Origin of the sequence: Flavobacterium qiangtangense (genome assembly GCF_042658345.1) — a bacterium.
Lineage (GTDB): Bacteria > Bacteroidota > Bacteroidia > Flavobacteriales > Flavobacteriaceae > Flavobacterium > Flavobacterium qiangtangense.
Genome location: NZ_JBHSQB010000009.1, coordinates 46,909 through 65,799 on the forward strand (window position 1 = coordinate 46,909; position 18,891 = coordinate 65,799).

An 18,891-nucleotide genomic window follows, 5' to 3' on the forward strand; every position below is an offset into this window, starting at 1 on the left:
ATGAAAAAAACGTTTTTATTCCTATCAATGGCAATGCTAACTTTGGCATCTTGTTCAAGTGATGATAATGCAAATACTGTTACTCCCGTAGCTCCAGAAGTTCCTGGTGAAGGTGGTGTTCTTGAAGCTTCAACTGGTGGTCCAAATCAAGGAAACCAAGTTTATGTTGATTTAAGCACAGGTCAAAAAACTAATGTAAGAAGAGATTCTTGGGATTTTGGTTTTTACGGAGGTTCTGATTTTAGAGTAATCTTAAACGGATCTATCAAAATGGCTGTTAAACAATTGGCTACATCAAACATTGATGAAGTTCAAACAGAAGATGCTTCTGTAAATATTGGATTTTCAACTGTTTCAACTTTAGGTTACGCAGATAATCCAACTGGCGTTTTAACTGGAGCTGGAAACGGTGAAGGAACAGCGATTGCTGAAATTTCTGCAAACGATGCTGATAACAAAGTTTACTTGGTAAACATGGGATTCAAAGTGGGTACTGCTACTCCAAACCCAGGTTCTGAAGCTTCAACAGGAAACGCAAGAGGATGGAAAAAAGTAAGAATCTTAAGAAACGGAACAACTGGTTACAAAATTCAAGTTGCTGCTTTAAACGCTACAACACACCAAGAATTTACAGTGAACAAAGATTCAAACTTCAACTTCACTTTCTTTAGCTTAGATACAAATGCAGTAGTTGCTGCTGAACCAGCGAAAGACAAATGGGATTTGAACTTTACAACTTTCACTAACTATTTTGCTTACCAAGGAGGTTTTATCACTTACTATTTTGCTGATTTCGTTACATCAAACTCAAAAGGTGGTACTCAAGTTTATGAAGTTTTGAACACTACTGCATCTTACGATACTTTTACAATTGATTCAGTTACTGACACAAATTTCTGGGCTTCAACTACCGATCAAAGAGTTATCGGATCTGCTTGGAGAAATGGTGGTGGTCCATCAACTAGCCCAAGTGTAAAAGACGATCGCTTTTATGTAGTTAAAGATGCTGCAGGAAACATCTACAAATTGAAATTCTTAGCATTAACAAATGATGCAGGAGAAAGAGGTTACCCAGTATTCGAATTTGAATTACTATAATAATTTCCCTAAAATTATTTATAAAAGAAAACCGAGTCGCAAGGCTCGGTTTTCTTGTTTTTACTATTTCTGCATCTCAATATGCGGAATCCCGTCTTCAAGATATTCTTCGCTGGTTTGAATAAAACCGTGGCTTTCATAAAATTTCTTTAAATATAATTGTGCCGAAATCGTGATCTGGCTTTCGCCAAAATGACTCAGAACCGCGCCAATTGCCTCTTTAATCAAATCGTGTCCCCATTTTTTATCACGAAAATTTTCCTTCACAATCACTCTTCCAATCGAAGCTTGGTCAAAATAATCGCCAGATTTAAACAACCGGCAATAGGCCACCGTTTCTCCGTTAAATTCACCAATTACGTGCAAAGCTTTCTTGTCTTTACCGTCAATGTCTTGATAAACGCAATTTTGCTCCACGACAAAGACTTCACTTCTCAATTGCAACACCGAATATAGTTCAGATAGAGATAACGCCTCAAAAGGCTTAATTTTCCAGATTAACGACATTTGTTATTTTAAAAATTTGATAGTTTTGATAATTGCTTCCAATTCGTGCATCACATCACGTTGTGGCGCTGACGGAGCGTAACAAAATCCTTCGATGACCAAGATTCGGTTATTTTTTTCGTCAATGATTGAATAATTGGCGAAAGGTCCGGCCATCGTGTCGTTTTTCAGTTCCCAATTTCCTTTGGTTTGGAAACCTTTTTTTCCGTCAAGCGTAATATTTTGAAGATAAGGCGAAAAAGAATCTTCCGTCACCATTTGAGAATTTTCAGTGGTTCCGTGAATGTACAAGCTTCCGATAGAATCGCGCATTCTCACGATATGATTGATCGCTTCCTCATTTCTTTTGATGCAATGCAACGGAATTTCATAGACTAAAATACTTGAATTGCCGCTTTGAATTTCTTTCTTCAGCCAAACAAATTTATCTTTCTCAAGTACTTTCTTGAAGGTCTTTGGCACATCAATCGAAACATTAAATTTGCTTTGAATTGTTTTTCCGTCTAAAAGTGATTTCCGAATGTTTTTCTGGCTTTCTTCCACTTCAGTTTGTTGCATCATCGCAATAATATCCGAAGCATTTTGTTCCAAATGGTTTAAAATTAACGAAGTTGTATTGCCAGAAATTCGCACCAAATTCTGCGGTACCGCATATTGGTTTTCTGAAATATCGAAACTATTTTTAGATTCTTTTTTGACGTAAATGATGTTCCTGCTTTTTGACATCGCTCCGTCAAAAGCGTGAAGCGGATATTGGTTTATGGTAAAAAGCGGTTCTTCCAAGGAAAGTCCGTCAACGGGCGTTGCGAATTTTTTTCTGATGGAATCCCCTATTTCGCCGATCCAAAGCTTGTCATCGATAAAAACAGAAATAGAATTGGGTTCTCCGGTAGATTTTTTCTCGGAAACAGTGTCTTCTTTTTGACTGCAGGAAAAGGATAAAATTGCTAAAAATAAGAGCAACAGCTTTTTCATCGTTACAAATTTTTCAAATGGAAAAGCCAAAATCCAAGGGAATTATCCTTGGATTTTAAGCTTCATTCCTGGTTTGATATTTTCATTGCTAATATCATTCCATTCTTTGATATTTTCGACAGTAACTCCTGATTTTTTTGCGATGCTGAAAAGCGAGTCGCCTTTTTTAACCAAGTATTGTCTAACGCTTGCTGCAGTTGCAATTTGTTGTTCTGCTTTTTCAGCCTTTGTTTCGATCGCAGCATTTTCGCCTCTGATCAATTTTAAACGGCTTCCAAACAAAACTCTTGTTTCTTCAAGATTGTTCCATTCTTTAATTTGGTCAACTGTCACGCCATATTTTTTAGCGATAGTCCCCAAATTATCTCCTTTTTCAACGATGTAATATTCTGAATCTTTTACCGCATCATTTTCTGGAAGAACGATTTCTTTTGAATTTCTTGTGGTTTTTTCTACCGAAGCAATTGCTGTTTCAGTAGTATCTTTTTTAACTGCTTTTGGAGTTTTCTTTACAACTGTTGTTGCAACTCTTTCATTAGTTACGATTTTCAATTTCGCGCCAAGCATCACATTGTTGCTTCTCAAGCGGTTCCATTTCTTAACCTCGGCAACTGAAACTCCATATTTTTGAGAAATTTCTCCGATGTTATCGCCTTTTCTAACCGTATGATATTTTGTTTTAGTAACAACTTTGCTTCCTTTTACCACTTCTTCCGAATAATCTACATAAGGACTTCTCTCTGAAGAAGATGCCACCGCAGTTTCAACCTGAGCTGTAGCCGCTGGAGTTGCTTTTCTAGTAAAATAAGGTCTTTCTCTTTTTGCATCTTCAATCGCAGCATACGCATAAATCTTGTCTTCGTTTGAAGCATAAACCGCCACTTTTTCTAATGGCAATCTCAAAAAGTGATTTTCTCCTTTGATATTTGGAACTACATCCAGTTTATAACCCGGATTCAATAATTTAATTTGTGATTCTGGAATGTCCAACAGATCAGAAATTTGCTTAAAAGTCATCTCTCTTTTTACAGCAACCGTGTCTGTTGCAATGTAGCTGATTGCTGCTCTTTTTGGCTCAATTCCGTGTTCTTTGTGATATTCATAAATGTACATCGTTGCCAAGAAAGCCGGAACATAACCTGCAGTTTCCTTTGGAAGATGTTTTCTGATATTCCAATAATTTTGTTGTCCGCCAGAACGTCTGATTGCTTTTGAAACGTTTCCTGGTCCTGAATTATAAGAAGCTAAAACCAAATCCCAGTCTCCAAAAATTTTGTACATATTTGAAAGATATTGGCAAGCCGCTTCAGTCGCTTTCAACGGATCGCTTCTTTCGTCAACATAAGAAGAAACGTCTAATTTGTATTGTTTTCCGGTTGCGAACATAAACTGCCAAAGGCCTGTTGCGCCAACTCTTGATTTTGCGTGTGGATTCAAGGCTGATTCCACTACGGCCAAATATTTAATTTCTAACGGAACATTATATTTGGCAAGAGATGCTTCAAACATCGGGAAGTAATATTCTGAAATGGCCATCAATCTTTCATAAGATTTCTTTCTGTTTTTCAAGTAAGATTTGATGATGTTTTCCAATCCTTCATTGTATTCAATGTTGAAAGGAGATTTTGCGTCCATTTCCTTCAATCTGGCTTTTAACAAGTCTGTTGACAAATCATAATCCACTTTAACATCGGGATCTACCGAAGCCAAATCGCTTTGCATTTCTGCAAACAATTCTTGATTTGACAATTCTTTCATCCATTCTTGATCCACGCAATTCGCAATTTCGTGCGTTACAAAAGTGCTTTTGATAGAATCTAAAACGGATAATTTTGGGGTAATCTGTGCTGTTGGGATTTCTTGCGCAAGGTCATCTTGAGCAAGAAGATTTAAGGAAAAAAAGGGAACTAAAAGAAGTGCTATTTTTGTTTTATTCATAATCGAAAATTAATAACTTATTATATTTCAAATAATTATGCGTATTGCAAACTTAACGGTTTATAACTTACTTTAAAAAGATTTAGTATAAAAAAATTATATTTTAACTTAATATCGCGTCAATTCCTGGCAAAGATTTTCCTTCTAACATTTCAAGCATTGCCCCGCCACCAGTGGAAACGTAGCTCATTTTTGGCTCTAATCCGAATTGTTTTACTGCGGCAACAGAATCGCCTCCTCCAACAAGTGAAAAAGCACCTTTTTCTGTAGCTTCTGCAATAAATTCTCCAAGAGCGATGGTTCCTTTTGCAAATTTTTCCATCTCAAAAACACCAAGCGGACCATTCCACAAAATTGTTTTTGATTCTAAAATTACTTTTTTGAAACGCTCTAAAGATTCAGGACCAGCGTCAAGACCTTGCCATCCATCAGGAATTTCATTCACGTTAACCACTTGTGTTTCTGCATTGTTTGAAAAATCATTCGCCGCAACAACATCAATCGGAATATGAACTTGAACATTTTTAGCTTTTGCTTTTTCTAAAATTTCTAAAGCCAAGTCTAATTTATCGTCTTCACAAATTGACTCACCGATTTTTCCGCCTTGCGCTTTGATGAACGTAAAAGTCATGCCACCGCCGATAATCAAGTGATCCACTTTGTCTAAAATATTTTCAATAACCGTGATTTTTGAAGAAACTTTTGAACCTCCCAAAACTGCCGTCACCGGTTTTTCAGAATCTTTCAAAACTTTATTCAAGCTTTCAATTTCTTTAGCTAAAAGCGTACCAAAACATTTTTCATTTGGGAAAAACTGAGCAATAATTGTTGTGGAAGCGTGCGCTCTGTGAGCTGTTCCAAAAGCGTCGTTTACATAAATGTCTCCAAGTGAAGCCAATTTTTTTGCGAAATCAACATCGCCAGCTTCTTCTTCAGCATAAAAACGAAGGTTTTCTAAAAGCAAAATTTCGCCTGGTTTCAAGTTTTTAGCAGCTTCTTCAGCAACAGAACCAACGCAGTCTTCAGCGAATTTTACTTCCTTGCCAAGAACTTCAGAAGTCTTGTCAAGAATATGTTTTAACGAATACTTTTCTTCTTTGCCTTTTGGTCTTCCAAGGTGTGACATTAAAATCACGCTACCGCCGTCAGCAAGAATCTTATCAATTGTTGGCTTTGCCGCTTCAATTCGAGTTGCATCGGTTACTTTGAAATTTTCGTCTAATGGTACGTTAAAATCTACTCTAATTAATGCTTTTTTATTGTTGAAATTGAAGTCGTTCAAAGTTTTCATTTGGTATATTTTTATGTTTTAATTTTTTGTGGAATGACAAATATAGTTTTTTTCGGTTAAAGTCATAAGCATAATTGGTTGAAAACAGCCCAACTAATTTTACGAAAACGATTGAGTTATGCAAACTTTATATTCCTTTTATGAATTAATCTCGGAAATATCGTCTTAAAATTATGGTATTAGTATTTTTTTCGTTATATTAGAGCGTTGCTTCTGACTTTGCAACTCTCACCAAATTTCCTTTATATTTGTCCCATGCAATTTTCAGAAATTTTAGGACAAGAACATATCAAAAACCACCTTACAAAAAGCGCTGATTCAGGAAGAATTCCGCATGCCCAATTGTTTGTGGGCCCTGAAGGCTCGGGAACTTTGCCCATGGCTTTGGCGTATGCCCAATATGTTTTATGTAAAAATTTCGGAGGAGAAAATTCGGGAGAAAACGAAGCCTGCAACCTGAAATTCAATAATATTTCGCATCCAGATTTGCATTTTATTTACCCAACCGTTTCGACCGAAGGCGTAAAGACAAAACCTAAAAGCCTTGATTTCATTACAGATTGGCGTGCGTTTTTACTAGAAAATCCCTACGGAGGTTTATTCGATTGGTACAAATACCTTGGCGTTCAAAATAAACAGGGATTGATTCGTGTGGAAGATGCACAGGAAGTTTTAAAATCGCTGGCGCTGAAATCTTATGAAGGCGGTTACAAAATCATGATCGTTTGGATGGCCGACAAGATGAATATCGAAGCGTCGAATAAGCTTTTGAAAATTTTGGAAGAACCGCCAGAAAAAACACTTTTCATTTTAATTTCTGACGACGAAGAATCAATTATCCAAACGATTCGCTCTCGTTGCCAAGTTTTGCATTTCAACGGAATTCCGGAAGAAATAATCGCAGAAACTTTGGTTTCACGTGAAAATATCGACCCGCGCGAAGCAAAAAAATTGGCACACCAAGCGCAAGGAAATTTCAGCAAAGCGTTGCATTTATTGCACGAAGACAGTGAAGAACAGCCTTTTGAAGAATGGTTTGTGCTTTGGGTTCGTGCTGCTTTTCGCGCCAAAGGAAATGCTTCGGCTATAAACGACTTGATTTCCTGGAGCGAACAAATTGCAGGTTTGGGACGTGAAGCGCAAAAGAAATTTTTGCATTTTTGCATTGAAATGTTCCGCCAGGCTTTGTTGCTTAATTATCAGTCGTCTAGCTTGGTTTACATGGAACCAAAAGTGGAGAAATTTAAGCTTGAAAATTTTGCACCATTCGTTAACGGAAATAATATCAATGACATTTTCAAGGAACTTTCTGACGCCGTTTACCACATAGAAAGAAATGGAAACGCCAAGATAATCCTTACCGATTTATCTATAAAATTGACTCGATTAATCCATAAAAAATAATAAAAATGAACAACGCAGCTTCTATTTTAATTTTGATTTTTTTGGCCGTAACATTCCTGCAATCAGGATATGACAAAGTAATTGACTGGCAAGGAAACGTGGGCTGGTTGAAAGGCCACTTCGAAAAAACATTCATCAAAAATCAAGTACCGCAATCACTGATGCTGATTTTGGTTTTAGAAATTATCGCAGGGATTTTGTGTCTTGCGGGAGTTATTCAATTATTGCTGAACGATGTGAGAACCTTTGGATTTTATGGCGCCATATTCTCCTCTATCACGTTGATTTTCTTGTTATTCGGACAAAGAATTGCAAAGGATTATGACGGAGCTAGAACGATAGCCATCTATTTTGTTCCAGCGGTTTTGGGCGTTTATTTATTGCAGTAATATTCTGAATTTGAACACAGATTTCACGGATTTTACAGATTTTAATTAGAAAATATTTAGCTAGAATTTGTGAAATCTGTGTTGAAAATAACTCCATGATTTACCTAGAAAATTGTACTTTATTCTGAAGTATTTAAACTCGCCTTATAAAATTTCAATTCGTCCCAAGTAAATTTATCGCCATACTTTTCCTTTAACGGATTTAGCGATTCTTCTTTGTAACCTTTGAAAATCACAGCAATTTCAAGGATTCTTTCGTTTGGAAGCAAGTCAGAAATTGAAACTTTCTCCGCTTCAATTAATTTAGCAATATGTCCGGAAATAGTTTGCGCGGTTAATTTTCTAATTTCGGCAATTTCTTTGATCGTATTTTTCTGAAGCCAAAGTTCATAGGTTTCTTCCACCGTAGATTTTTTTGGCTCCTTCTTTTCTTTTTTCTTCGGAAGGTATCTTTCTACTTCGTAATTCTCTTCGATTAAAGTGGAATTGGTCTTTTTAAATTCTTCTTTTATAAACTCCAACTTCTTGAATTTATACAATTTAATTTCCGCCGAATCTAGATTTTCCTTGCAGATTTCTTTTCCCGAAACTACGATTTCAATCAGCAGTTTCGCCTTCATCAATCGCAAAATGGACTTGGTGTGCATTTCTTCCAAAGCATATAATTCCTGGAAAAACTGCTTTGCTTTTTTCATTCGCTTTACTTCTTCCAATTTCCAAAGAATCTCAAATTCAAGCGAATCCATTGTTTTGAAAAAATAGTAGTAAGCAGCGTTAATTCGTTCCAAAATAAAGGAAACATCAACTGTTTCATCGTGGAACAATTTATCAAGCTGGCGCATAAATTTCGAAGCCGGTTCTACGATTTCACCGATAATTTGCGCTTGACGTTTCGCCCAATTCGTGTGTTTTGATTTCTCAGACTTTTCGGCGTCTTCGTTATAGCTGTATTGATGGTTTCGCCATTCTTGCGATAAATCTCTCCAGTCAAAGCTGTTTCTCAAATAGTTATGCACAAAACGCATGGTTTCTTTTTGCAAAGACTGTGATAGCAAGTCTTCAGAAGCTTTGTTGTTTGAATAAGACATCACATCTTGATCGTTCGAAATACCGTTCATTCGTAATGGAGAAAGCAAAATAAGGCCGTTTAACGAACGAAGTCTCGAAAGCGCAACATAAGCTTGTCCGGGCATAAAAACCTGCGAAACATCGACCGCAGCTTTGTCAAAAGTCAATCCTTGGCTTTTGTGAACCGTAATTGCCCAAGCCAATTTCAGCGGATAATGCGTGAAAGTTCCCAAAACTTCCTCGTCAACTTCCTTTGTATTTGGATCCACGAAATATCTAATGTTCTTCCACTCATAACGTTCGACTTCGATAGTTTTATTTTCTTCTGGAAAATTTACCAAAATTTCACGTTCAGAAAGCGACTTGATGATTCCCATTTTTCCGTTGAAATAATTTTTCTCTGGCGACATATCGTTTTTGACGAACATTACCTGTGCTCCTATTTTCAACTGCAATTTCTCTTCCACCGGAAAAATTTTCTCTGGAAAATCACCAACAATTTCGGGCTGAAACGTAATCAATTTTCCTTCCAAATCTTGCAACGATTGCGCGTTCATCGAATCGGCTTTGTGATTGTGCGTCGTCAACGTGATATAACCTTTGTTTTTCTTGAGGTCGAAATCAGGTTTTACAAATTCGTTTAAGGCTTTAATATCTTCAGGATCAATTTGGTTGTTTCTGAGATTATTTAAGATATTGATAAACTTGTCATCCGTTTGGCGGAAAATTTTTGAGAGTTCAATGTATAGTGGCGGATATTGCTGGATGACGTGCGAATGGAAAAAGAATTTTCCGTTGTAATATTTTCGCAACGTATCCCATTCTTCATTGCGAATTACGGGTGGCAATTGCAATAAATCTCCAATAAACAAAACTTGAACGCCACCAAAAGGCTGGTCGTTTTTCTTTCGTATGCTTCTCATTGTGAAATCAATAGCATCTAGCAAATCGGCGCGAAGCATACTTACTTCGTCGATAATCAGCAGTTCCATATTTTGGATTACGGCTTTTTTGATTCCGTTCATTCTGAAATGGCGGACTAAAGTGCTTTTGGTTTCAAATTTTACGCTGTCAGAAAACTGCGGGTCTGTAGTATTAAAATCGGGAATAAATCCGGCGAACGGAAGCTGAAACATGGAGTGAATCGTGACGCCGCCGGCATTTAAAGCGGCGATTCCTGTGGGCGCGACAACGACTGTGTTTTTGTGTGTGGATTGTATTATTTCACGCAGTAAAGTGGTTTTACCAGTTCCTGCTTTTCCGGTGAGGAAAATGGAGCGCTGGGTTTGATTGATGAACTTTAAAGTGTATGATGCTGCTTGTGAAATTTCTTGCATTTGGCTTTTATTTTTGTGCAAGTTAGAAAAGATTTTATTTTAACGCAAAGAACGTCAAGGTTTTCGGAAAGTTAGAAAAGATCGAAGTTTTATTTACAACTTTGGTATGGACAAACTGCGTCAATAGCCCCGATTGAACCGGAAAGCCTTTTACTCAAAAAGTTATTTTTTCTCTGACCGGCGAAGCGACCGGAGGAAGCTCTTGCCGGTAAGTAAGAAAAAAAACTTTTTTGAGTAAAAGCTTGCAGGGAAAAGCGGGAATAGCTTCTCAAAAAAAAAGCCCTCACAAGGAGGGCAATTTATTATTTTTTAGCTTCTTCTTTTGGTTTAGCTTCTTCTTTATCTTCTGTTTTTGCAGGAGCTTTATAATTGTCATTCAATTCTTTAACGATTTTTTCTGTAATGTCTAAACCGTCTTTTGCGTAAAGAACTGTTGCGGCGTCGCCTGTTCCATAGATGTATGTGTAGCCGTTTTTCTTACCGTAATCTTTGATGAAGTTTCTCACTTTTGTTACGATCGAATCTCTTTCAACAGCGCCTTCTTGCTGTAATTGCTGGCCCATTGCTTGTTGAGCGTATTGCAATTGTTGCTCTTTCTTTTGTAATTCAGCACCTTTTCTTTGCGCCCATTCCTGGCCGTTTGCTTGTGCGTTTCTTTGGAAATTTTGAGCTTCTTCTTGGAATTTTTTAACTTCTAATTCCAATTCTCTTCCCATTACCTCGCTTTTATCTTTGAACTTCGCTTGAAGATCTTTTGATTCGGTGTATTCGTCCATCAATTTCACGGTGTCAACGTAAGCCGTTTTTTCTGCTGATGAAGTTGCTTCTTCTTTGTTACAAGAAATTAATGTGATGGCAATTGCAAATGCTACTATAGATTTTTTCATTCTAAAATTCTTTGGATTTTTTAATTGGGTTCAAAAATAGGAAAAAAAAGTTATAAATGTTGAAAGTGTTAATTTTCAGTCATTTTTTAATATATAAAGATAATTTATCGAAGTTGAAATTGATATAATTTTCAGCTATTAAAAACAGATTCAAATTAAGCGATTTAAACAACGTTCTTAAATTGGCAATATATTCTGATGTTTTGCTTAAAAATGATTGAACAGCGTTTTTTATTTTAATTTTTAGCGTTTTTTAGCACGTAAATGTGCGAAGAATATTCAAAATTATTCTTCGCTTTTAAATTTGACTTTAATCCGATTGAAAATGCTTTTAGGTAATTCATTTTTCCTGTTTTGTATTTTTCAGAAAGTAAGCTTACGTAAAACGAGTCAAATTTCATCGGAAGAATTTTCTCTAATCGTAAATCTTCTTGGGCAAATAATTTCTCGATTGCTGTTTTTGAGAAATGCCAAAGGTGTCTTGGAACGTCATAAGCGGCCCAAAATTCTTTGTAATATTTTGCATCAAATGATTTAAAATTTGGAACTGCAATAATTATAGAACCATTTGGTTTTATCAATCTTTTTAATTCGGTGATTTGATTTTTCAAATTTGGAACGTGTTCTAAAACGTGCCACATTGTAATTACGTCAAAAGAATGATCGGCGAAATTAGAAAGATTCGACTTCAGCTCCACTCCTTTTTTTTCGGCAATTGCTTTCGCTTTTTCGCTAGGCTCGATTCCGATAGTTTTCCAGCCGTTTTGTTTGGCAACTAATAAAAAATCTCCGGTTCCTGCACCGATGTCAAGAAGATTTCCTTTTGATTTTTGCAAATCATTAATCAAGGAAAGCTTATTTTTTAAAGCGATATTTTTTATAAAATGATATGCTTTTTCAAAAACGGAACGCTTTCCATCAGTATGCGAAATATAATCGTCGCTTTCATAATAGCGTCCAAGATTGTTTTCTGAAGGTTGTGGTGACGTGATTAATAAGTCTAAATTTTCATCATACAGCAGTTCGAATGTTTCTTTTGAAACAGAATTATCTTTAACTGTGAGGTAATTTTTTAGGTTTTTGGAAATCATTATTTGATGTTGATGTATTCGTCTTTTAAGTTTTTTAGGTAAATCGTAGAAACATTTTGAAGCATCGATTTATCAGAAAGGCAATCTTCGTTGAATTCGTTTACCATTGAAATGGCGATAAATTTTGGTTGCCCGCCAACAATATTTGCAATATTTTCTTGATTTACTGCAGCGAAACTAGAATAGCCAAAGTATTTATCAAATTCTGCATTGTCGTAAATAATCAATTTATATTTGCTTTTGTCGACCGTAATCCAAAAATCACGAGAAAACGTATTATTCAATTTATATTTCAAAGAAAGAAACTGTTCAAACGGAAGATTTGTCAGATTGTTTTCAAATATAAACGCGTTCAAAGGTTTTGTTGCAAGAATTTCAACTCCGTTTGGCGCGATATAATAATCGTCAATTTGATAGGCAGTTCTAGCTCCAACACAACTTTGCAATATAAAAACCATCAAAAAAATTAGAACAATCCCTTTGATGATGCGGTTTATTAAGAATGGTTTCACGTGAAACATTTTATGGTGTGGAGTATTCAAGCTTCAATTCTTTTAAATAATTTAAAACTAGGTTTTGATAAATGGAATTGTTTTTCAAGCAATCATTACCAATCTTATCTGTGACCGTAATAGCAACATAATTTTTCTGTTCGCCGTCTTTAACTATATTTCGGCCAGGTCGTTTGAGCACAAAATCTTCCAAAGTAATAAACTTCTCTACTTCTATTTGATCCAAAACCGATATCACGAAATCTTGACTTTGAATCTTAACTTTAAAATCCCGATTCTCGTTTTTCTGATTTAATTTGTAACCCAAAAATGTCTGGAACGAACGTTGCATTCTTTTGTTCTCAAACATAAAAATTGCCGGTTTATTCTTTTTCAATTCTTTTGAATCTACCGAATTTAAAATATGGTAATCTGCAATTTCTGGATTTGATTTTACCGGAAAACAAGAATTAAACACAAAAATCATCAAAAGAGCCGGAACGATTCCTTTGACGATGCGGTTTTGAGCAATTCGTTTCACGTGGAACATATTATCTTCCCATATGAATTAATAATACAGAAATATCGCTCGGAGAAACGCCGCTGATTCTTGAAGCTTGCGATAAAGTCACCGGACGAATTTTTTTAAACTTCTCTTTTGCTTCGTGCGACAATGATTTTATTTTGTCATAATCAAACGAATCTGGAATGATAACGTCTTCAAGGCGCGTTAATTTATCAGCATTATTTCGTTCCTTTTCGATGTAGCCAGAATATTTCACTTGGATTTCGGCTTGTTCTAAAACTTCTCTATCGAAATCATTTTCTGCTACAAACTTCGCTACTTTCTCGAATTTCAACATATCGTCTAATTCAATCTGAGGACGCGAAAATACCTTGAACATTTTATCAGGTTGGTTTATTGAAGCAGAACCTTTTTTTTCCAAAATAGGATTTGTTTCTGCAACCGTAACGCTTGTTTCTTTGAAAAAACTAACTAAGGATTCAGAATCTTTTAGCTTCTTCTCCATCCTTCTCAAACGCGCTTCAGATGCTAAGCCAATTTCATGCGACATGGGCGTCAGCCTAAAATCCGCATTATCTTGTCTTAAAAGCGTTCTGTATTCAGCACGAGAAGTAAACATTCTGTATGGTTCTTCCGTTCCTTTTGTAATCAAATCATCAATTAAAACTCCGATATAAGCTTCGTCTCTTTTCAAAATCAAGGGCGCTTTTTCGTGCACTTTTAAATGCGCGTTGATTCCAGCCATCAATCCTTGTGAAGCTGCTTCTTCATAACCTGTGGTTCCGTTGATTTGTCCTGCGAAATATAAACCTTCCACAAGTTTTGTTTCCAGCGTGTGTTTCAACTGCGTTGGCGGGAAATAATCGTATTCAATTGCATAACCAGGACGAAAGAATTTGACGTTCTCAAAACCTACAACAGAACGCAACGCTTTAAATTGAACTTCTTCAGGAAGCGATGTTGAGAATCCGTTTACGTAAACTTCACAAGTATTCCAGCCTTCTGGTTCAACAAACAATTGATGCCTGTCTTTGTCAGCGAAACGGTTGATTTTATCTTCAATTGACGGACAATATCTTGGCCCGAGTGATTGAATCCTGCCGTTAAACATTGGCGAACGGTCGAAACCTTCACGCAATAAATCGTGTACTTGTAACGACGTGTACGTCATGTGACACGACTTTTGAACTGCTAAAGGTTTGGTTATATCTGAATAAGAAAACTTATCTGGATTTACATCTCCAAGTTGTTCTTCCATTTTTGAATAATCTAAAGAACGACCATCAACACGTGGTGGCGTTCCTGTTTTCATTCTTCCAGCGGTGAATCCTGCACGAACTAAATCTTCAGTGATTCCGTAAGCTGCGCTTTCTCCTGCTCTACCACCACCGAATTGTTTTTCTCCAATGTGAATCAATCCGTTCAGGAAAGTTCCATTGGTCAACACAACCGATTTCGACCTGATTTCAACTCCAAGAGAAGTTCTGATTCCTGCTATTTTCCCGTTTTCAATAATCAATCCTTTGACCATTTCTTGGTAGAAATCAAGATTTGGAGTTGCCTCCAACATCATTCTCCATTCTTCCGCAAAACGCATTCTGTCGCTTTGAACTCTCGGCGACCACATCGCTGGGCCTTTTGATTTATTCAGCATTTTGAATTGGATTGCGGTCTTGTCAGAAACAATTCCGGAGTATCCGCCCAAGGCGTCAATCTCTCGCACGATTTGTCCTTTCGCAATTCCGCCCATTGCAGGATTGCACGACATTTGCGCAATGTTCTGCAAACTCATTGTTACCAATAAAGTTTTTGAACCCAAATTTGCCGCTGCCGCGGCGGCTTCTGAACCAGCGTGGCCGGCTCCAACAACAATTACATCGTATGTGTCTTGAAACATTTTTCTTTTCCTTTCGACTTCAGCTTTCGCAGAAATCTTGTTTTGTTCCACGTGGAACGTTAATCGTAAATTCTATTTTGAAGGAGATGTATAAGCTATTGTTTCACGTGGAACATTGCAATTTTTTCTTCTTCCTTTTGACGCATTTTAAGCTCGTCTTCTTCTGATTTATCTTTGTAACCTGCATAATGAAGAATGCCGTGAACCAGAACTCTTTTGAGTTCTTCGTCAAAACTTACTTCAAAATCCTTCGCATTATCCGCTACTCTTTCAACAGAAACAAAAATATCGCCGTGCAGCTCGTTTCCTACACTGTAATCAAAGCTAATAATATCGGTTAATGTGTCGTGGTTAAGATATTCAATATTGATTTTATGAAGATATTCATCATCACAAAAGATATAATTGATATCACCTTCCTTTTTTGACTCTGATAAAATCACTTGCGAAAGCCAATCTGAAATAGCGGTTTCATCTGACAATTCAAAGTCTGTTTCGTAATTAAAACTAATCATCTTTTCTAAAATATTCTTGAACCTTCTGGTTGTAATTTGGCCGCAAAGGTAGTGTTTGTCTATTTAATATTTCAATGCTGTTTAAATATTGCTTTAACGCAGGCGAAACGGCATTGGTTTGATTGTTGTATTCCTTTTTATTCGTTTCAGATTGGCGTTTGTTTTCTTCGCCTTGCTGTTGGATCGCGTTGTTTAATTTCAAAAGCTCATGTTTTAAATTTAGCATCTTTTGAAGCGTCTCGTTTTTGAAACCTCTGTTCAATAAATCTTTTTCAATCTGCTTCATTTGGTTCAGCGCATTTTGTCCGTTGCCACCCATTCCTTCTTTTTCTAATGCTTTTTGCAATGCTTCGCGAAGACGTTGTTGTTCTTTATAAATCTCTAAAACTTTTCCAGCATCGCCTTCGCCGTCTTCTCCGCCTTCTCCTTCGTTTCCACCACCTTTTCCATCTTTTCCAGACTTGCCTTCTTTTCCTTCGCCCGGCTTTTCACCAGGTTTCTGTCCGGGTTTTTTACCATCTTTCATTCCGTCTTTCATCTTCTCGCCGAGACTTTGTTGCTTTTGGATGATATCTGGTAATTGCATTCCTTGACCTTTTCCCGGTTTTGGCTTGCCTGAACCCATTCCTTGCATTTCCATTTGCATGCTATTCAAAATCTCGCTTAAAAAATCAGCCAATTTATTTGAAGAAGAAACTGCATATTGCTGGTGCGAAACGCCTTTTGGAATTTGAGATTCAGCTAAAGTTTCTAACGATTTATCAATATTGTAATGCACGTTTCCAACTTCGGTCGTGATGTTTTCGCCAAGTTTTGGGTTACGTAACGACATCGCAAAAAGACTATCGTCAACGTGCTTGAATTGCAGTTTTAAATCTTGCTGTGTTTTCAAGTTTTTGTTATATGAAAGCGAGCCTTTTTTGATGCCTTTAAATTGTTTCATCAAATCTTCTTGAGAGAACGAATATGCCAAAAGATTGTCCAGAATCTGACGCAACATTTTCACATCTTCCTCCAGTTGTTCTGATTCCCCGCCTTCCATCGCGTCCATCATTGCACCGCTCATTTTCTTCATCTTTTGAGAAGCGCTTTTCTGTTTTGGCTTTGCCTTGTCTTTTTTATCTTTCTGTAATTCTTCCGAAGCCTTCTTTAAATCTTCATCAATGCTTTTCTCGGTTTGTTCATCTTTCGGAATATCCATCGGAGACTTTAATTCTTTATTGTCTTTCTCCAATTGGTACAATTCTTCCTGAATTTTATCAAATTCTTTATTGACTTCGTTTTGCTTTTCAGTAGAATTTTGCTTGTCGTCGTTAGCCAATTTATCTTGTTTTTCAGAAAGCTTGTCTAACTTTTCAGCCAATTGTTCCGCCTTTTTTTCTACGTAATATTTCTTCGTAAGTTCCACCAATTGTTCCAAATTCTTAGTTTGGTTTTTAGAACTTTGTTTGAACTTATCAATTTTTTCAAAAAGCTCTTCTTCTTTTAATTTCTCCGAAAGCTTCTTCAGTTCGTCCAAAAGCTTTTCGTTCTTTTCGATTTCTTTGTTTGCTTTTTCCAGACGGTCTTTCAACTCTTCCTTAAATTCATCTTTTTTATCGGTTTTGAATTTATCCAAATTGTCTTCCATCTTTTTAGAAAACTCCTTCATCATTTGCTCTTGTTGCTTTTGACGCTGAATAAAATCATTGACTTTTTGCTGGTCTTTAAATTCCAGATTTGACTTTTCTTTTCCTAATTTTTGTAGCTTATCAATCTCACTTAATTGCTTGTCTTTATTTTTTATGGAATTTTCTAAGCTCTTAATATTGTCATTTTGCTGTTGCAAATTCTGTTCCTCTTTTTCTTCCACCGTAGCGATTCTATCCGCAAAAACAGAAGATTTTGTGGACTTGAAATTATGCAAAGCATCGTTGTCAAAAACCTCGAAATAATATTCATACGAAACACCTTCCTCCACCGGAAGATTTCCTGGGAACGAAAATATGAATTGGTCGAAGACATCTTTTTTCACAGGCAAAGCCATTTTCTTAGCTTCATTATTTTTATTCTTCGGATAAAAAACAATTTGCATTTTTGATAATCCGTTGTCATCAGAAACTTGACCCACAACCACGTTTTGATTCAACTTTAAACTATCTGGAGCGTTGTTCACAGCAATTGTTGGAAACTGGTCTTTGATGATTGAAATCTGATAATTCAGTTTTTCGTAATGCTTCACTTTGGCATTTGACGTCAAAATTTGGTATTCTATGTTCTGATTTATGCTTTTTGTGATTTGAAATGTATTTTCATTGGACAAAAATGGCGTAATTGTTTTTAAATCAGACCATTCCACAGAATTTGTGGCCAATGTTGCTACTTTCCAAGTCACTTTTGTGCCTTCAGGAACAATTGCGTTTCCAGAACCTTGAATTACTTCTGATTTCTTATTCAAATACGAAGGAAAATTTAAAACCATTTCAAAATTAGCAATCGTTGGAACAGCGACAACGGCCAATTCAAAATCTTTGGTCGTCACTTCATTTGATTCAATGTGGAAATTTACATTTTTAGTCGGCTTCGAAAATTTGTATTCAAAAACTCCCGGTTTGGTGCTTTCCATAAAATAACTTTCGCCGTCGATAAAAATCATCGCATTTTCTGGAACGACTTTTCCCTGCGATTTTACTTGCAAGACAAAATCATTTCCTTGTTCGGTTTGCAACGACGGATTTGTTACCACAAAAGCAAACGGCGCTGGCGGAGAAAAGCGTTCGTTGTATCGCACTACTCGATTGAAACTTTGCGTAATCACATCGCTGTTTCCGGAAATCATAAAAAAGGCAAAAAACAAAATCGGGATAATTGCCCAAGGAAGATATTTTACGTTTCCTTTAAAATTAATAGCGTTGCCAAAAGGAATTGGGTTCAAAGTTTGCGCCTTCTGGTCAATTGACGCAAGTAATAATTCAGTTTGATTAGTGTCGTTTGACAATTGCAGGAAATTTTTCAGCTTGTCATTGACTTCAGAAAAATGGTTTCCGATGATATTAGACGCTTCTTCATAATTGATTCCTTTTTGAAGCTTGAACAATTTGAATATGGGAAAAAAGATAAATCTAAACAAAAGAAAAAGTTCCACGATGATAAATGTCCAAAATAAAATGGTTCTTCCCATTGGTTTCAGCCACAGAAAATATTCGATGAACAACGTAAAAAGTAAATACAGCAATCCTAAACCTACGAAGAAAATTAATCCTTTGAGGAGTTCGTTGGTGTAAAACTTCTTGATGAAAGCTTCTAATTTGTCGTATATCAATGCTTTATTTTCCAAAATCTTGTGTGGTTTCTTTATAACCGATAAAAGTAGTAATTATTGTTTCAGTAAGCAAGAGCTGATTTTTAAGAGAATAGATGAAAGAAGAAAGAGAAAAGACGGCATCTGAAAAACTCTTTTCTCTTGCCTCTTGCTTCTTACTTCGTATCTTTGCAATA

At 36.3% G+C, this 18,891-nt stretch carries 15 protein-coding genes; 3 read left to right on the top strand and 12 right to left on the bottom strand.

Annotated features, from left to right (window positions below; genetic code table 11):
* Positions 1–1,098 (top strand): HmuY family protein, encoded by a 1,098-nt coding sequence (locus tag ACFPVY_RS11990; protein WP_379792315.1) that lies wholly within the window; start codon positions 1–3, stop codon positions 1,096–1,098.
* 63 nt (positions 1,099–1,161) lie between these two features.
* Here ACFPVY_RS11990 and ACFPVY_RS11995 read toward each other — a convergent pair whose 3' ends face one another.
* From ACFPVY_RS11995 to ACFPVY_RS12010, 4 genes are all read right to left on the bottom strand, one after another.
* Positions 1,162–1,605 (bottom strand): GNAT family N-acetyltransferase, encoded by a 444-nt coding sequence (locus ACFPVY_RS11995; protein WP_379792318.1) that lies wholly within the window; start codon positions 1,603–1,605, stop codon positions 1,162–1,164.
* A 3-nt stretch (positions 1,606–1,608) separates the two neighbouring features.
* The gene (locus tag ACFPVY_RS12000; RefSeq protein ID WP_379792320.1) at positions 1,609–2,580 is read right to left on the bottom strand and encodes a DUF4837 family protein; all 972 of its coding nucleotides are present in this window, start codon (positions 2,578–2,580) and stop codon (positions 1,609–1,611) included.
* A 42-nt stretch (positions 2,581–2,622) separates the two neighbouring features.
* A complete protein-coding gene (locus ACFPVY_RS12005) occupies positions 2,623–4,518 on the bottom strand; it encodes a LysM peptidoglycan-binding domain-containing protein (RefSeq protein ID WP_379792321.1) in 1,896 nt (631 codons plus the stop codon).
* Positions 4,519–4,621: 103 nt separating this feature from the next.
* Positions 4,622–5,809: a phosphoglycerate kinase gene (locus ACFPVY_RS12010; RefSeq protein WP_379792322.1), complete on the bottom strand. Its 1,188-nt coding sequence runs from the start codon at positions 5,807–5,809 to the stop codon at positions 4,622–4,624.
* Positions 5,810–6,064: 255 nt separating this feature from the next.
* Here ACFPVY_RS12010 and ACFPVY_RS12015 point away from each other — a divergent pair, with 255 nt between their 5' ends.
* Positions 6,065–7,213, top strand: coding sequence for a DNA polymerase III subunit (locus tag ACFPVY_RS12015; protein ID WP_379792324.1), 1,149 nt, complete (start codon positions 6,065–6,067; stop codon positions 7,211–7,213).
* A 5-nt stretch (positions 7,214–7,218) separates the two neighbouring features.
* The gene (locus tag ACFPVY_RS12020) at positions 7,219–7,602 is read left to right on the top strand and encodes a DoxX family protein (protein WP_379792325.1); all 384 of its coding nucleotides are present in this window, start codon (positions 7,219–7,221) and stop codon (positions 7,600–7,602) included.
* A 119-nt stretch (positions 7,603–7,721) separates the two neighbouring features.
* Here the strand turns inward: ACFPVY_RS12020 and ACFPVY_RS12025 are convergent, their stop codons facing one another.
* From ACFPVY_RS12025 to ACFPVY_RS12060, 8 genes are all read right to left on the bottom strand, one after another.
* The gene (locus tag ACFPVY_RS12025) at positions 7,722–10,007 is read right to left on the bottom strand and encodes a helix-turn-helix domain-containing protein (protein WP_379792326.1); all 2,286 of its coding nucleotides are present in this window, start codon (positions 10,005–10,007) and stop codon (positions 7,722–7,724) included.
* Between the two features lie 302 nt (positions 10,008–10,309).
* Positions 10,310–10,894: an OmpH/Skp family outer membrane protein gene (locus ACFPVY_RS12030; RefSeq protein ID WP_379792328.1), complete on the bottom strand. Its 585-nt coding sequence runs from the start codon at positions 10,892–10,894 to the stop codon at positions 10,310–10,312.
* A gap of 236 nt (positions 10,895–11,130) precedes the next feature.
* Positions 11,131–11,985 carry a class I SAM-dependent methyltransferase gene (locus ACFPVY_RS12035; protein ID WP_379792329.1) on the bottom strand — a complete coding sequence of 285 codons (855 nt, stop codon included), beginning with the start codon at positions 11,983–11,985 and terminating at the stop codon, positions 11,131–11,133.
* The gene (locus tag ACFPVY_RS12040; RefSeq protein ID WP_379792330.1) at positions 11,985–12,497 is read right to left on the bottom strand and encodes a hypothetical protein; all 513 of its coding nucleotides are present in this window, start codon (positions 12,495–12,497) and stop codon (positions 11,985–11,987) included. The genes ACFPVY_RS12035 and ACFPVY_RS12040 overlap by 1 nt, the downstream gene beginning before the upstream one ends.
* A 10-nt stretch (positions 12,498–12,507) precedes the next feature.
* Complete coding sequence (locus ACFPVY_RS12045; protein WP_379792331.1) at positions 12,508–13,017, bottom strand: hypothetical protein; 510 nt, start codon at positions 13,015–13,017, stop codon at positions 12,508–12,510.
* Positions 13,018–13,027: 10 nt separating this feature from the next.
* Complete coding sequence (gene mnmG, locus ACFPVY_RS12050) at positions 13,028–14,899, bottom strand: tRNA uridine-5-carboxymethylaminomethyl(34) synthesis enzyme MnmG (RefSeq protein ID WP_379792332.1); 1,872 nt, start codon at positions 14,897–14,899, stop codon at positions 13,028–13,030.
* Positions 14,900–14,994: 95 nt separating this feature from the next.
* Positions 14,995–15,414 carry an rRNA maturation RNase YbeY gene (gene ybeY / locus ACFPVY_RS12055; RefSeq protein ID WP_379792334.1) on the bottom strand — a complete coding sequence of 140 codons (420 nt, stop codon included), beginning with the start codon at positions 15,412–15,414 and terminating at the stop codon, positions 14,995–14,997.
* Positions 15,407–18,730, bottom strand: coding sequence for a hypothetical protein (locus ACFPVY_RS12060; RefSeq protein ID WP_379792335.1), 3,324 nt, complete (start codon positions 18,728–18,730; stop codon positions 15,407–15,409). Before ACFPVY_RS12060 ends, ybeY begins: the two co-directional genes overlap by 8 nt.
* Between the last annotated feature and the right edge of the window lie 161 nt (positions 18,731–18,891).

Coding starts and splice junctions, on each gene's coding strand:
- ACFPVY_RS11990 (WP_379792315.1), top strand. CDS start 1: ATGAAAAAAACGTTTTTATTCCTATCAATGGCAATGCTAACTTTGGCA.
- ACFPVY_RS11995 (WP_379792318.1), bottom strand. CDS start 1,605: ATGTCGTTAATCTGGAAAATTAAGCCTTTTGAGGCGTTATCTCTATCT.
- ACFPVY_RS12000 (WP_379792320.1), bottom strand. CDS start 2,580: ATGAAAAAGCTGTTGCTCTTATTTTTAGCAATTTTATCCTTTTCCTGC.
- ACFPVY_RS12005 (WP_379792321.1), bottom strand. CDS start 4,518: ATGAATAAAACAAAAATAGCACTTCTTTTAGTTCCCTTTTTTTCCTTA.
- ACFPVY_RS12010 (WP_379792322.1), bottom strand. CDS start 5,809: ATGAAAACTTTGAACGACTTCAATTTCAACAATAAAAAAGCATTAATT.
- ACFPVY_RS12015 (WP_379792324.1), top strand. CDS start 6,065: ATGCAATTTTCAGAAATTTTAGGACAAGAACATATCAAAAACCACCTT.
- ACFPVY_RS12020 (WP_379792325.1), top strand. CDS start 7,219: ATGAACAACGCAGCTTCTATTTTAATTTTGATTTTTTTGGCCGTAACA.
- ACFPVY_RS12025 (WP_379792326.1), bottom strand. CDS start 10,007: ATGCAAGAAATTTCACAAGCAGCATCATACACTTTAAAGTTCATCAAT.
- ACFPVY_RS12030 (WP_379792328.1), bottom strand. CDS start 10,894: ATGAAAAAATCTATAGTAGCATTTGCAATTGCCATCACATTAATTTCT.
- ACFPVY_RS12035 (WP_379792329.1), bottom strand. CDS start 11,985: ATGATTTCCAAAAACCTAAAAAATTACCTCACAGTTAAAGATAATTCT.
- mnmG (WP_379792332.1), bottom strand. CDS start 14,899: ATGTTTCAAGACACATACGATGTAATTGTTGTTGGAGCCGGCCACGCT.
- ybeY (WP_379792334.1), bottom strand. CDS start 15,414: ATGATTAGTTTTAATTACGAAACAGACTTTGAATTGTCAGATGAAACC.